This window comes from Neobacillus bataviensis LMG 21833, assembly GCF_000307875.1.
Taxonomy (GTDB): domain Bacteria; phylum Bacillota; class Bacilli; order Bacillales; family Cytobacillaceae; genus Neobacillus; species Neobacillus bataviensis.
On record NZ_AJLS01000030.1, the window covers coordinates 1 to 651 of the forward strand.

Below are 651 nucleotides of genomic sequence, written 5' to 3' on the forward strand. Positions count from 1 at the left end.
ACAGTAAATTTTTGTCTTAAAAAAATAAAAAAGCCACCAACTTATTGTCAGCAACTTTTTTATTTTAAACCTAAAATCAAATCATCAATCGGCACAGATTGGTATTTCGTGGTTAAGCCGTAGTCCCCACTCTGCTTGCACCGCTTCGTTTTTTTATGTGGCATAGATGCGTCAACCACTCATCAAGAAATTAGACTTCTCTATGGAACAATTTAACCGCATGCTCTGCGTGTCAGTTTTCTTTAAACTCATTATAGCATAAAGTCTCCCTGTTCGCTTTTGTCGCTCCGCTTGTACACCTCAATTGAAAAAATCGGACGTTCTGCCTTTAGGAAAAATCCCTTGCGGTCGTGGTTACTTTGATTTTTTTAATAGAGTTAAGTATTTATCTCTTCCGTCAAATGGAAAGATAGCACGTATGGCATACATTAATTCCTCGGTCATAAAAAGCATCTCTTGTACTTCACGATAGCTCAAATTGTAACGCAAATAATAAGCTACAGCTACAATCATCACGTCTTTTGGAAATTGTTTGCCTGGTTCTGTTGCAAAGTCTGAAACTCAAAAACACTATCTCTGACAACCGTCAATCTAAGCAGGTATTCCCATTAATATTTTGATTTCAGTAGAAACTGAAAAGCCGAAGAGTGT

General features: G+C 37.0%; 1 pseudogene. It reads right to left on the reverse strand.

The features are described 5' to 3' along the window. Positions 1 to 415: 415 nt before the first annotated feature. Positions 416 to 513, reverse strand: a pseudogene (locus BABA_RS26300) (IS6 family transposase); the annotation flags it as partial. Positions 514 to 651 lie beyond the last annotated feature (138 nt).